Source organism: Desulforapulum autotrophicum HRM2 (genome assembly GCF_000020365.1).
GTDB classification, from domain to species: Bacteria; Desulfobacterota; Desulfobacteria; order Desulfobacterales; family Desulfobacteraceae; genus Desulforapulum; species Desulforapulum autotrophicum.
Window position 1 is genome coordinate 1,512,008 of record NC_012108.1, and the last position, 13,716, is coordinate 1,525,723.

Here is a 13,716-nt window from a genome sequence, read left to right on the forward strand (position 1 = left end):
CAGATATGACACTCCCACCGACGTATTGTAACCAGAGGGGGTTCATCATTTATTGTGGCCGGGGCTATACTTGGCTCCGGCCGTGTCGGTTAGAAAATGGGGCTTGATACCGGGTCCGGGTAACAAAAGGTTTTGTCCTCGTAGTTGGTCAGAACAAGCGTTTCCCGGGTGTGTTCCTTTACATAATCGGGCATCAGGGGGATTTTGCCGCCGCCGCCGGGGGCATCCACCACATAGGTCGGAACGGCATAGCCTGATGTGAAGCCCCTGAGGCCATGGATGATCTCAAGGCCCTTGTCAATGGATGTTCGAAAATGACCCGAACCTGTGATGGGGTCACACTGGTACAGATAGTAGGGCCTGACCCTCATTTTCATGAGCTGGTGCATCAGGTCGGCCATGGTTTCGACATTGTCGTTGATCCCCTTGAGCAGAACCGTCTGGGAGCCCAGCGGGATCCCTGCATCTGCGAGCATGGTGCAGGCCTTGTAAGCTTCCGGCGTACATTCGTCGGGATGGGTAAAATGAAGGCTCATCCACAGGGGATGGTAGCGTTTGAGCATTTTGACCAGTTTCGGCGTGATGCGCTGGGGTAGAACAGTGGTGACCTTGGTGCCGATGCGGATGATCTCAACATGGGGGATTTTCCGCAGCCTGGAAAGAACCCATTCCAGCCGGTCGTCGCTCAGGGTCAGGGGATCTCCGCCGGACAGAAGAACGTCCCGGATGGTGGGCGTTTTTGCAATATATTCAATGGCCTTTTCCCAACGTGCCCGTCCGGCAAGTATGCCACCGTGGCCCACAACCCTTGACCGGGTGCAGTAACGGCAATAGGTCGAGCAGAAGTCCAGCAGCAGAAACAGCACCCTGTCCGGATACCTGTGAACAAGGCCGGGTACCGGGCTCTGGTGGTCTTCACCTAGAGGATCGTCGGATTCACACCCCATCTTCACCCATTCGTGGACCGTGGGTACCACTGATTTTCGCAACGGCTGGTCCGGATCGTTGGGTGAGATCAGGCTCAGATAATAGGGGGTAATACTCAAGGGCAGCTGGGATTCAGAGTTGACCATGAACTCATCCTCGGACAGGGATATCATCCGACCGAGTCGTTCGTGGGTCCGGACCCGGTTGGCTATCTGCCACTGCCAGTCGTTCCACTCCCGGTCCAGGACCTTTGGAAAAAATTGTTTCCGAAATGCCCGGGTGGCCGGTGTGGTTCTGGGGCTCTGGGGAACCAGTTGCATCCTTGCAGCAGGTATTTGAAAGTTTTGTTTAAAAGCATAGGCGCTGGCCAGGGGAGGGGCCGGGGAGGGGGTATGAACATGACCTCTGCTCGGAGGCTCTTCGTCTTCCATAATAAGAGTTTCCTGGGTTGCATAACCAGATTGATGCATGATGTCTCCTTTGTCTACTGGGGATGGATTTAAAATCTTTCCCCTGGGGTGAATGGATCTTTCAAAAGATTCTTTTAAGGGCTCCTATAGCAAACATCATACCTGTTGTTATTTCCGGGAATAATTTTATTTGTGGATGCCGGCGGGACAGGCGTTTTTATTCAGTGTTAACCCATATAAATTATTTTATTGGGTTGATATTGCGATCAAGGACGGAAGGTCTGATTCGGTTTCAGTCCAACTGGAAGTAAAAAGTCTGGTTTTGAAGACGGGACAGGCAGGCAAAGGACATGGGATGTCCCTTTTTTATGGATTCAGGATCAGGGGGTGGTGGACATTTTTTTATCGGATTTAAACCCGTTTTTATCGATTTTGTACCTCTGGATGAGTCTGTTGAGCTGCCTGGGGGTGATGCCGGCTTTTTTTGCAGCCGGGGTAATTTTGCCGCTGGTCTGTTTGAGAAGATTTTTGATATAGGTCTGTTCAAATTCATGGATGACCCTGTGACGGGCTTCGGCAAGGCAGAGATCTTTGTTGTCACACGCCGGCGCAACCGTTTGCCAGGAGTGCATCATCATTTCATGGGGGAAATTCTCAGGGCTCAGAACCTGTCCTGTTTCAAGAATATAGGCCCGTTCCAGGAGGTTCTCAAGTTCCCGGATATTACCCGGCCAGTCATAGTCCTGGAATCCCTCGTGCACGGCGGGATGGAGTCGGGAAATCCCTTTTCCATATTTGGCATTTAATTTGGCAAGCAGCACGTCCACAAGGGAAGGCAGATCTTCCAGACGATCCTTAAGGGACGGCAGTGCAATGGGGAATATGTTGAGCCGGTAATAAAGATCCTTTCGAAATTTTCCCTGTTCGACCATCTGGACAAGGTCTGCATTGGTGGCGGCAATGATCCTCACATCCGCCGTCATGATCTGCTCTCCGCCCACCCTGGAAAAGGTGCCATCCTGGAGGACCTGAAGCAGTTTTATCTGGGCTGGACCTGTGATGGTTCCGATTTCATCCAGAAAAATGGTTCCGCCCTGGGCCATTTCAAATTTCCCGGGTTTCCTGCGGTCTGCACCGGTAAAGGCGCCTCGTTCATGGCCAAAGAGTTCGCTTTCCAGGAGTGTGTCTGGAATGGCCCCGCAGTGGACCGCAATAAACGGTTTTTCTGATCTCAGGCTGTGCCAATGGATGAGGCGTGAAAACAACCCCTTGCCTGTGCCCGTGTCCCCAAGCAACAGCACCGTTGCAATGGTCGGTGCCACGGACCGGATGTTATCATACACCTTTCGCATGGCGGCGTTGCGGGATTGAACGATCTCAAGCCATTCGGTTTTCCAGAACCGATCCCTGAGATAGTCAAGTTCCAGGTCCTTGACCATGGCGTGGTTTGTCGCTTGGATAACCAGCCTGATTTCCCCTGGATCCACGGGTGTGGTGATGTAATCATCGGCCCACTCTTTTACGGCCTTTACCACACGTCTTACCTGGTCCCGGGGGGCCATGGCAATGAACTGAACCAGTGGGTTTGTCGCCATAAAAGGCTTTGTCACCCGGTTGACATCCCTGGACCCGGGGGAGTCGGCAAGAAGCGCCATGTCCACAATGATATAGTCAAAGGGCTTTCGGTTATGGGCTGCTACCCCGGATGCAACATCAGTCCCATGGCTGACCCGGCCGTCTTTGGAAAACGCCTCAGCTATGGAAGGAACAATATTTGTGTCGGTTGATAGGACCAGAATGTTTTTCATGGTGGGTGAAGAAATACCAGTCCTGGGACCTGACTGTCAATCAAAAATGGCGTGCATGCCGCCAATCTTTCTTCCACAGTATGGCTTGGGCCGGAATCGGGGAATCAGCATCTGTCAGTGTTGACGACGGTCCATGGCAAATGTGTGGATTTCCATTTCCCGGGAGCCGTTGTTTTGTCTGAGTATTCCCCTGGCCTGCACCGTTTTTCTCAGGCAGGACATGAGGGCAAGGCCCCTGTCGTCCGGGGCAACGATGATTTTTCCCTCATCATAGGTGGCAATGGCAATCTTGAGAATATTGCCCTGGTCGTCCCAGTCCGTTGGAACGACAATGCCGTAAATGGTTATTTCCTGGGTCTGCATAATGATTTTCTCTTCAAATTTCGTGCCAGGCAGCGTGTCGGGTCGGGTGGGGAGGTCTTTTGACGACCCTAACAGGGAACCGCTTTGAAATGTCTCTCCTATTGAAATCCCGGGGACTCCCTGGTATCATCCCTTGACTGTTTAAATACCAAGTTTAAAGGAAAGGAGCCCCATGGCAAACCATTATTCGTTCAACCGCATGGAACTTGCCGGGTCCTTCGGGGATCTGGGAACCATTCTTCCCCTTGCCATAGGCATGATAATGGTCAATGGGTTAAGCCCCCACGGCCTGTTCTTTTCAGTGGGTCTTTTTTATCTTTTTTCAGGTGTCTACTATGGGGTGACGGTTCCTGTTCAGCCCATGAAGGTTATCGGGGCCTATGCCGTTGCCACCTCCCTGACCCCTTCCCAGATTGGGGCGTCAGGGCTTTTGGTCGGTCTTTTTCTCCTGGTGCTCGGGGGAACGGGTGCCATGGGGCTTCTGGGTAAATATATTCCAAAATCCGTGGTCAGGGGAGTTCAAATGGCCACGGGAACCCTTCTCATGGCCCAGGGGGTGAGGTTCATGGCCGGTACGTCCAAGTACCAGCTTGTCCAGGGAATGGTTGAACCCCATCTGAACGTACAGGCCTTCGCTGGAATGCCCGTGGGCATCGTCATTGGGATCATCGGTGCCGTGATAACCCTTTTTTTCCTTGATAATAAAAGGTTCCCGGCAGGAATCCTGGTGGTCATATACGGCTTTGTCCTGGGGCTTGTCTGGGGGATTCATGGCAGTCTTAATCTGTTTATACCCGGAATCTTCATGCCTGAACTCCTCCCCTTTGGTTTTCCTTCGGGGGCTGATTTTTCGTTTGTTCTGATCGCCCTTGTTCTTCCCCAGTTGCCCATGACCATTGGAAACGCGGTTGTGGCCAATGCCGATCTCTCCCGGGATTATTTTGGCGACAACTCAAAACGGGTCACCTACAAGGCTCTTTGCATCTCCATGGGTCTTGCCAACCTTGTGAGTTTCATGGTGGGGGGAATGCCCCTGTGCCACGGGGCAGGGGGGCTTGCGGCCCATTATCGGTTCGGCGCCAGAACGGCCGGTTCCAACCTCATGATCGGGCTGATTTTTCTTGTGCTTGCCATTTTTCTTGGTCCCCATATCCTTGGACTGATCAACCTGATTCCCTTTTCCGTTCTCGGGGTGCTTTTGATCTTTGCCGGAAGCCAGCTCAGTCTCACCCTCCTTGATATAAACGACCGCAAGGATCTGTTTGTGGTTCTGATCATGCTGGGGATCACCCTTGCATCCAACCTTGCCGTTGGCTTTATCGTGGGAATCGTACTTTCCTATGCCCTGAAGTCAGACCGGATGGCCGTTTAAAGGGGAAAAATTCCATGAACCGGTTCGTTCCTGTCTGTGTATTTTTATCTGTTTTTCTTGTGGCTCTGTTTGTTCTGGTCTACCCGGCAATGGCCCTTGAGCCTTCTGAAATTCTTGTGATCGCCAATAAGAACGCCTCTGAAAGTCTGGGCCTTGCCCGCTACTACATGGAACAGCGCAAGATTCCGAAAAAAAATCTGCTGACCCTATGGCTGACAGATAAAGAAACCTGCACACGGGAGGTTTACCTTAAAAAGGTGGCCGTTCCTGTTCGGCGTTACCTTGACAGTGTACAGGGGCAAAATATTCGATGCCTTGTGACCATGTACGGCATACCCCTTAAAATTTCACCGCCAGACCCCGTGGGTGAAGAGAGTCTTGCCCTTCACCGGTTTGAAAATGAGAAAAAACGTATTGAAGAACGCCTGGCAGACATGAAAACCGATGAACCGTCGAAAACCGGTTTAACTGCCAGGCTCAAAAAGCTCAACCAGTCGCTTAAGTCGTTTAATCAGCGAAATGACAAATGGGCAGCCCTTGATTCAGAGCTCACCCTGGTAACAAGGGAAGACTACCCCCTTGGATTCTGGCTCGCCAACCCCTTTTACTATCCCCTGAAGGATCAATCCATGCCACTGAAAAAGTCGGACATCACCATGGTGTGCCGATTGGACGGTCCGGACGCTAGGACCGTGAAGCGGGTGATTGCCGATTCGATTTATGCAGAAACGAACGGTCTTGCCGGTATCGGCTATTTTGATGCAAGGTGGGTAGAACCTCCCAATGACAAATCCTTGTCCGGCTATGCCCTCAACGACAAGTTGATCCACCTTGCGGCAGGGGCCGTTAAACAAAGCGGACTTGCCGAAAATGTTGTGATTGATGACACCGGACGGCTGTTTCAACCCGGGGAATGCCCGAATGCAGCCCTTTACTGTGGCTGGTACAGCCTTGCCAACTATGTGGACGCCTTTACCTGGAACCGGGGCGCCGTGGGGTTCCATGTGGCAAGCAGCGAGTGTGCAACCCTCAGGGCAGGAACCAGCAACGTATGGTGCAAGCGCATGCTTGAAAGGGGAATTGCCGCAACCGTGGGACCCGTGGGTGAACCCTATGTCCAGTCGTTTCCCAATGCCGAGATTTTTTTCCGGCTGCTCTGCGACGGTTATCTCTCCCTGGTGGAATGCTATTATGTGAGCCTGCCCTTTGTTTCGTGGAAAATGGTGCTGGTGGGAGATCCCCTGTATCGGCCCTATAAAAAATTTCGAAAATAACCGGCACGGCCGGAGCGCGTTATGGCTCCGGCCTCAACGAATGATGAAACGCCTCTGTTTACAATGCTTCGGTGAGTGTTTCATATAAAAATTCATATGTCCTATCGGACACAACGAAGCATGAAACTCGATGATGCAGGCCAGGCGATCGTACCATTGCGCCCTCTTTGGTTACCCTGACCGGAACGGTAAACGTCGGGGGGATTTTTGCCCTTCCAGACTAAAGCGCAGGAACTGCGGGCTAAAGTCCTCAAACAGCCTGCGCTTTTTAACGCCTGGAAGGGCAAAAATCCTACCCCTTTGGTTTACAATGTTCCGGTCAGGGAAACCAAAGAGGGCTCGAAAGTCGAGACTTTTACAATGATGTTTCGGTAGGTGTTTCATATAACCCACATGTCCTGCCGGACACAACGAAGCATGAAACTCGACAGTATTAGGCCGGTGGGAACGGGTGTTGCACTGAACGGATTAAATGGCAACGGTGGACACGAGGTCCAAGGAGTTGCCATTTCCCTCGGAGCAGGCCATGGACGGCCTGTGAGAATGAGTGAAGGGCAACACCCGTTTCTGCCGGTCGGTCGAAGCGAGTTTCTTATAAAACCGGCACGGCCGGAGCGAGGTATGGCTCCGGCCACAACGAATGATGAAACGCCTCTGTTTACAATGCTTCGGTGAGTGTTTCATATAAAAGAATGATGAGGAGGACATACAACCCATGATCCTGAATATTGATTTCCAGAAGATAACGGATCTTTTTACCCGGGCACACAGGGATGGAAGGGATTTTCTGTACGAGCATGAAACCTATGGGCTTTTGAAAAATTCGGGAGCCGAGAGCATTCCCATGGTGAATTTCCTTGCCAAAGGAAGCAGGCCCTCCAACGAGGCGTTGAATTCAATGCCCGGTCACAGGGTGGTGTTAAAGATTGTATCTCCGACCATTGTACACAAGACCGAGGTTAAGGGGGTCAGGATCGTTGACAAGCAGCCGGGTAAAATCAGGTCCACCTGGCGCAAAATGATGGACGAGGTGCCCGAGCATTATGCCCAGTGGATTGAAAAGAACCGAACGATTGCCCCTTCCGCCTATGGGAATCTTGACCCTGACCGTCTTGTGGCTGCCATTGATGCCGACATTCGGGGGGTTCTCATGTGCCAGTTCATGCCCCCGGACTCTGACGCCTTTGGTAACGAGCTGATCGTTAGTTTAAGGCGCACCCGGGAGTTTGGCATGATCCTTACAGCAGGGCTTGGCGGAACCGATACTGAACTCTATGCCCGGCGGTTTAAAAACGGCAAGGCCGTTGTGTCGGCATCTCCTGAAATGATTGACGGGGACGGTTTCCTTGGACTGTTCAAACAAACCATAGCCTATGAAAAACTTGCCGGCAAAACAAGGGGCCAGAGCCGGATTGTTTCAGACAGTCAGCTCCTTGAGTGTTTTTCCTCGTTCCTTGAAATGGGCCGTTATTTTTCTCCTTTAAACCTTGATGCCCCCTTTGTCATTGATGAGCTTGAGGTCAACCCCTTTGCCTTTACCGACTACCAGATGGTTCCCCTGGACGGCCTGTGCCGGTTTTCAAAGCCATGCAATCGTCCCGTTTCAAGACCGGTGCAAAAGATCCATAACCTGCTCCATCCAAAACGTATTGCCCTCATCGGCGTCTCTGCAACAAAGATGAATTTTGGACGGATTATTCTCAGGAACATCCTTTCCTGCGGATTTGACCGGGAGGCGGTCACCATCGTCCGGCCGGGTGAAGATCAGATTGACGGCGTCCCATGTGTTGACTCTCTGGCTGACCTTCCTGGGAAGGTGGACCTCTTTGTGGTTGCAATTGCCGCAGAACACCTGCCAGACCTGATTGACCAGATTCTTGACCTTGACTGTGCCAACAGTGTCATGCTCATCCCCGGCGGCCTTGGCGAGAAAAAAGGCGGTGAACATCGGGCCCGGCTCATCCGGGAAAAGATCAGCAAAGCCCATCTGTCCGGCAATGGGGGACCGGTTTTCCTTGGGGCCAACTGCATGGGGGTTGTCTCCCACCCGGGCAGGTATGATACGATTTTTATCCCCGAAGAAAAGCTGCCTAAAAAGCGAGGCGGTTCCAGGAAAAAGGCTGCCTTTATCAGCCAGAGCGGCGCCTTTATCATCACCCGCATGAGCAAGGTGCCAGTCTTTGATCCGGCCTATGTCATCTCCATTGGCAACCAGAATGATCTCACGGCAGGAGACCTTGTGGACCACATCAAGGACCTTGATGAAATTGAGGTGATTGCCATCTACATGGAGGGGTTTAACGACCTGGACGGACTTGCCCTTTGCCGGGCGATCAGGGCTGCGGTCAAAAACGGCAAAGAGGTGATTTTTTACAAGGCCGGGCGCACCCCCGAAGGACAAAGTGCCACCTCAGGCCATACCGCCTCCCTTGCCGGTGATTACATGGTTTGTCACAGCTGCATCGGTCAGGCAGGTGCCATGGTGGCGAACAGCTTCACCCAGTTTGAGGATTTGTTCACCCTGAGCGTCTCCCTACACGGCAAAAAGATCGACGGCAATAGGCTCGCTGCCGTGAGCGGTGCAGGATTTGAAGCCGTTGGAATGGCAGACAGCATCCAGGGGGAGGATTATGGGATGGTAATGGCAGGGTTTAACCCGGAAACCCAGGAACGGCTGACCCGCCTGATCCGGGAGGGCGGGCTTGACACCCTGGTGGATGTGAAAAATCCCATGGACATTAACCCGTCTGCCGATGACAGACTCCATGTTGACGTGGTACGGGCCATTGCGCAAGATTCCGGAGTAGACGCCGTTGTGGTTGGTCTTGATCCCCTTTCCCCCTGCATCCATTCTCTTCCTGAAGGCGTGAGAAAGGGGGAGTCTTTGACCGCAAAGACGGGCATTGCGACCCTCATGGCCAAGGCCGTTGCAGCGATAGAAAAGCCTGTCCTCGGGGTCGTGGATGCAGGCCGAAGGTTTGATCCCATGGTCGACCTTCTCGAGCAGGGGGGTGTTCCCGTGTTTCGTTCTTCAGACAGGGCCGTTTCAGCCCTTGCAAAGTACATGGGGTGCAGGCTTTACATCCAAAAATTATTCTGATTTGGACTGTTTTTTGCGCTGAATGGTCTTAAAGCCTGTGACAAGGTCCAGCATCTCTGCGGTGATGGAGGCCTGGCGTTTTGACCTGAAAAGGGCCTGAAGTCCTGCCTGGTGCTCTTCAATGTTTTTTTCCGCATTCTGGAGTGAACGCAGCCGGCTTGATTGCTCGCTTGCCATGGCATGGGCCTGGGCTCGGAACAGGGCCACAAAGAAATATTGGCGTATGAGGCTTGAAAACAGCTGTTCTGCAGGGATGGAAAATTCGGCAAGGGAAGGACCGTCCCAGGGCTGTTTGGCAATCCTTGCAAGCTCTCCATGGTCAAGGGGGATCAGGGCCTGGCAAACAGGGGCTTCAGCGGTTCCCGGTTCGTGACGGCTGTAACAAAAATCCACATGACTGATGCTGTTTTCAGTCTGGAGTGTTTCCATTTTGAGCAGAATCTGAAATACCGTGTGGTTGATTCCCCCCACAGAGCCGGGTGTCCAGAACAGGGCACAGGGGGTAATGCCCATGGATTCCAGGCGGGCATAAAGTCTTGCACCAACAACGATGGTGTGGGTTTTTGTCTGCCATTGGCTGGTCCTAGAACCTATGAAACGGGCAAGCTTTTCGTTGAACTGGCCGCACAACCCCTGATCTGACCCGAATGCCACAAGGATTCTGTCCCTGGAAAGGGACGGTCTGCTGGAAAGGGGCTGATTGTAGTCGGTCAGGCAAACCTGGAGACCCATGAAGATGGTCTGCTCAAAGATTTCAAGGGCGGTCACGGCCTTTTCATACTGGCGTATGTTCACGGCTGAAAGGGTCTTCATACTCTTGACAATGGATTTGAGCTTGCCCGTGGTGTTAATCCGTCGGGTCAGGGTCTGCAGGGTTTCCATCTGGTTGTCCTTTGGTCAACGGGTCCAGGGTTTCCCGGCAGAAGCCGAGAAGTTCGTCTGTCTCCTCCTGGGTCAGGCAAGCGCCTTTAGCAATGTTCCGGCAGATTTCAGGAAGTCTGTTGTTCACCTGCAAGGCCAGAAGCGCCTCTGCCTCTTCGATTTTGTCCATGGCAATGAAATCAAAAAAACCCTGGGTCAGGGCCAGCATTACGGTCACCTGTTGAAAGTCTGAAAAGGGGGAAAATCTGGGTTGTTCCAGGAGCTTTCGCACCCGTTTTCCCCGCTCCAGGGCCGATTTTGTTGTGTTGTCCAGGCGGGAGGCAAACCTGGCAAAGCTTTCCAGTTCCTCAAACTGGGAGTAGGAGAGGCGAAGACTGCCGGTTATGGCATGGAAGGCCGAAGGCTGGGCCTTGCCCCCCACCCGGGAGACTGATTTTCCAACGTCTACGGCAGGCAGCACCCCCTTGGCAAAAAAATCAGGGGAGAGATAGATCTGGCCGTCGGTGATGGAGATCAGGTTGGTGGGAATATAGGCTGAAAGGTTCTGGGCCTCTGTTTCAATGACGGGCAGGGCCGTGAGAGATCCATTGCCCTTTTCAGCCCTTAAATGGGTTGATCGCTCAAGAAGCCTTGAGTGGACGTAAAAGATGTCGCCGGGGAACGCCTCCCGACCCGGCGGTCTTTCAAGGAGCAACGACAGCTCCCGGTAGGCCCTGGCATGGCGGGTCAGATCGTCATATACGATGAGGACGTCCCGGCCCTGGTTCATGAAGTATTCACCAATGGTGCAGGCCGCATAGGGGGCGATATACTGCAGGCCGGGCGGGTCCTGGCAGCCTGCCGCAACAAGGATGGTATGGGAGAGGGCGTCGTGGGCTTCCAGCGTCTGCAGCACCTTTGCCACGGCCGATTCCCGTTGGCCAATGGCTGCGTAAACGCAGACCACGTTCTTTCCTCGTTGGTTGATGATGGTGTCAACGGCAATGGCTGTTTTTCCCGTCTGCCTGTCCCCCAGGATCAGCTGGCGCTGGCCCTTGCCAATGGGGATAAGGGTGTCGATTACCTTTATGCCGGTCTCAAGGGGGGCTGACACAGGGGCCCGCTCCATGATTTCCGGGGCCGGACGTTCCACCGGCCACCGGGCCAGATGATTCATGGGGCCTTTGTTGTCCATGGGTTTGCCCGTGGGATCAATTACCCGGCCCAGAAGGCTTTGCCCCACTGGAACGTCAACCGGCCTTTCAAGGCGGCGGATCTCCATGCCCGCCCCCAGGGTGTGACCTTTACCCAGCAGGATGATGCCCGTGGTGCGGGGCATGAGGCTTGCCACAATTCCCAGGGTACCGTCCCGGCATTCCACAAGCTCTTCAAAAAAGGCGTTGGCAAGGCCGGTGGCCTGGATGATCGGTCCGTTGATTTCTATTACCCGGCCCACATCCTCTGCCCGCAATTCTGGGTGATAGGCCTCCAATGCCCGATCAAACGCGTTTTCATTCTGTTTAACGATCTGTTTTAACATGGTTTTTCCTGCCTCAGGCTGAGGTGAATCTCGTGTTCAAGGGCAAGGTCAAGGCGTCGTGTGAATTCGTCCAGGTAGTGACCCTGGTCCCAGGTAATTTTTTTTCCGCCTGCTTCCAGGGTGATACCCATGATCAGTGCTTTGTCCTGTTCAAAAACCAGGGTTGTACCGGGCCCAAACAGGTCAATCACCCGGGCCTGGATTTTTTCTTTGATCCCAGGGTCCGGGGCAAAGGCCGTGGTGACGGTCAGGGGCTCGTTTGCCTGGATCGGATCGGTCAATGCCGTGAGGTTCTGGTGGTCCTGTTCAAGCTTTTGCCAGAAAACCTCAATGATGGTCTGTTCAAGGGAACCCTGGGCAAGGGTTTGAAAAGATTGTCTGGCAAGGGTTTGAAACTGGCGGGTGAAAAGCCGGGTGCTCTGCTCAAGGAAGATTTGTTTTTCCAAGGCAAGGGATTTCTGCCACCTTTGCCTTGCCTGTTCCGCCTCTGCTTTGGCCGCCGCAATAAGGTCAATGCGAAGGTTTTCAGCCTCCGTTCTTGCCCGTTGGATCTGGGAATTTGCTTCTTTTTCCACCCCCTGCTGGAGGGTTATATACCGCTGTCGTTCCAGGTCCGCCTGAATTTGGCTGTTTTGGGCCTGGTCCAGGGTCCTAACAATTCTTTGCTGCCTGCGATCCATGGTTTCCATGACGGGGCGGTAGAGAAATTTTTTTAACAGCCACACAAGGATGAGAAAATTGATCACCTGTGCCCCTGTTGTGAACCAGTCAATCTGCATCAGCCCCCAGCCTTTGTGATGGCATACTGCCAGAATGGGTTGGCAAATATGAGAATCATGGAAACCACCAGGGCATAGATGGCCGTTGACTCGATCATGGCCATGGCGACAAAAAGGGTCCGGGTTAATGCGGCTGTGTGGTCTGGCTGCTGGGCAATGGATCGAAGGGCTGCCATTGCGGCAAGACCCTCTCCAATTGCAGATCCGATTGAGCCTATGGCCATGCAGAGGGCGGCTGAGAATACCGACACCATTCCGATCAATCCAATATTATCCATGGTTGGTTCTCCTGTCTTTGGGTTTTGGTTTAAGGGCTTTGGTTTTATCGTTCTGCAGGGCCGAGGCAATATAGACCAGGGCAAGCAGGCTGAATATGTATGCCTGGATAGTGCCGGTGAGAAGTCCCAGTCCCTGCATGACCACGGGGAAAAACAACGGGGTAACAATGAGCAGGACAAAGGTGATGACCGTGCCGCTCATGACATTGCCGTAGAGTCGCATGGCCAGGGCAAAGGTCCGGGTGATTTCCCCCATGATGTTAAAGGGGAGCATGATGGGCGAGGGTTTCAGATACTGGCCCAGATAACTTTTAAGGCTCTGGTTGGAGAGTCCGAAAACAGGTACTGCCACAAACACGCAAAGGGCAAGGGCAGTTGTGGTGGACAAAGAACCGGTGGGTGGAATGAAAAAAGGAACCACCGACAACAGGTTGGAGCAGAGAATAAAGATAAACAAGGTTCCCACAAAGGGCAGAAAGGGTTCGGGCCGTTCCAGGGTGATCTCCCTGATATGGTCGCCCATTGCCTCGACTATCACCTCAACCAGGTTCTGACCTTTTGAAAGGGTTGTATTTGAGGTCAAGTTCCGTGTGATCCTTCGGCAGAAGACGACGATCAGGACCATAATGACCCAGGTGCCGGCAAGGGTGGCGTTGATCCTTAGCCATCCCCATTCAAAGAGGATGATCTGATCGGGTGAGTATATCACTGTTCCTTCCTCCCGGCAGGGTGGTCTTGGGTTTTTTCATTCTTGAGGTAAATAGAAAGCGCACCCATATAAAGCCTGCCATCAGAACAAGGATGCGGTAAAAGTCGTTTTCCATTAAAATGACAAACAGGGTCACAACAACTGCAGTGCGCAGGATAAAACTGATGAAAATCCAAACTGCCCCCCTGGGTCTGTTGAGGGTCTGTTTCAGGGTGAGCCACAGCCCTCCAAAATAGAACAGCCCAGCAAGGCTTCCTGTTAGAAACAGAAGAAAGTAGCGCAAAGGGGGTGGCAT

At 53.0% G+C, this 13,716-nt stretch carries 13 protein-coding genes; 4 read left to right on the top strand and 9 right to left on the bottom strand.

Going from position 1 to position 13,716, the window contains the following annotated elements; translation table 11 throughout:
- Positions 1-89: 89 nt before the first annotated feature.
- The 3 genes from HRM2_RS06575 to HRM2_RS06590 all read right to left on the bottom strand — a co-directional run bounded on the left by HRM2_RS06575 (position 90) and on the right by HRM2_RS06590 (position 3,508).
- Entirely contained in the window at positions 90-1,397 is a 1,308-nt protein-coding gene (locus HRM2_RS06575) for a KamA family radical SAM protein (RefSeq protein ID WP_015903223.1), read from the bottom strand.
- A 320-nt stretch (positions 1,398-1,717) separates the two neighbouring features.
- Entirely contained in the window at positions 1,718-3,145 is a 1,428-nt protein-coding gene (locus tag HRM2_RS06585; RefSeq protein WP_015903224.1) for a sigma-54-dependent transcriptional regulator, read from the bottom strand.
- A 114-nt stretch (positions 3,146-3,259) separates the two neighbouring features.
- The gene (locus HRM2_RS06590; RefSeq protein WP_015903225.1) at positions 3,260-3,508 is read right to left on the bottom strand and encodes a hypothetical protein; all 249 of its coding nucleotides are present in this window, start codon (positions 3,506-3,508) and stop codon (positions 3,260-3,262) included.
- A gap of 172 nt (positions 3,509-3,680) precedes the next feature.
- Between HRM2_RS06590 and HRM2_RS06595 the strand changes: the two genes are divergently transcribed.
- The 4 genes from HRM2_RS06595 (at position 3,681) to HRM2_RS06610 (ending at position 9,254) form a co-directional block, all read left to right on the top strand.
- A complete protein-coding gene (locus HRM2_RS06595; RefSeq protein ID WP_015903226.1) occupies positions 3,681-4,880 on the top strand; it encodes a putative sulfate/molybdate transporter in 1,200 nt (399 codons plus the stop codon).
- A 14-nt stretch (positions 4,881-4,894) separates the two neighbouring features.
- Positions 4,895-6,154: a TIGR03790 family protein gene (locus HRM2_RS06600; protein ID WP_015903227.1), complete on the top strand. Its 1,260-nt coding sequence runs from the start codon at positions 4,895-4,897 to the stop codon at positions 6,152-6,154.
- A gap of 417 nt (positions 6,155-6,571) precedes the next feature.
- A complete protein-coding gene (locus HRM2_RS27555; protein WP_041273100.1) occupies positions 6,572-6,829 on the top strand; it encodes a hypothetical protein in 258 nt (85 codons plus the stop codon).
- Positions 6,830-6,869: 40 nt separating this feature from the next.
- A complete protein-coding gene (locus tag HRM2_RS06610; protein ID WP_015903228.1) occupies positions 6,870-9,254 on the top strand; it encodes an acetate--CoA ligase family protein in 2,385 nt (794 codons plus the stop codon).
- On the opposite strand, the gene HRM2_RS06615 is transcribed toward HRM2_RS06610, so the two are convergent.
- The 6 genes from HRM2_RS06615 to HRM2_RS06640 are packed head-to-tail and all read right to left on the bottom strand — an operon-like array spanning position 9,246 to position 13,716.
- The gene (locus HRM2_RS06615) at positions 9,246-10,136 is read right to left on the bottom strand and encodes a F0F1 ATP synthase subunit gamma (protein WP_015903229.1); all 891 of its coding nucleotides are present in this window, start codon (positions 10,134-10,136) and stop codon (positions 9,246-9,248) included. The two genes, HRM2_RS06610 and HRM2_RS06615, sit on opposite strands and share 9 nt — an antisense overlap.
- Positions 10,102-11,655 (bottom strand): F0F1 ATP synthase subunit alpha, encoded by a 1,554-nt coding sequence (locus HRM2_RS06620; protein WP_015903230.1) that lies wholly within the window; start codon positions 11,653-11,655, stop codon positions 10,102-10,104. Before HRM2_RS06620 ends, HRM2_RS06615 begins: the two co-directional genes overlap by 35 nt.
- Entirely contained in the window at positions 11,649-12,434 is a 786-nt protein-coding gene (locus HRM2_RS06625; protein ID WP_015903231.1) for a F0F1 ATP synthase subunit B family protein, read from the bottom strand. Before HRM2_RS06625 ends, HRM2_RS06620 begins: the two co-directional genes overlap by 7 nt.
- The gene (locus tag HRM2_RS06630) at positions 12,434-12,712 is read right to left on the bottom strand and encodes a F0F1 ATP synthase subunit C (RefSeq protein ID WP_015903232.1); all 279 of its coding nucleotides are present in this window, start codon (positions 12,710-12,712) and stop codon (positions 12,434-12,436) included. The genes HRM2_RS06625 and HRM2_RS06630 overlap by 1 nt, the downstream gene beginning before the upstream one ends.
- Entirely contained in the window at positions 12,705-13,421 is a 717-nt protein-coding gene (locus tag HRM2_RS06635) for a F0F1 ATP synthase subunit A (RefSeq protein ID WP_015903233.1), read from the bottom strand. The genes HRM2_RS06630 and HRM2_RS06635 overlap by 8 nt, the downstream gene beginning before the upstream one ends.
- Positions 13,387-13,716 carry an ATP synthase subunit I gene (locus HRM2_RS06640; RefSeq protein ID WP_015903234.1) on the bottom strand — a complete coding sequence of 110 codons (330 nt, stop codon included), beginning with the start codon at positions 13,714-13,716 and terminating at the stop codon, positions 13,387-13,389. Before HRM2_RS06640 ends, HRM2_RS06635 begins: the two co-directional genes overlap by 35 nt.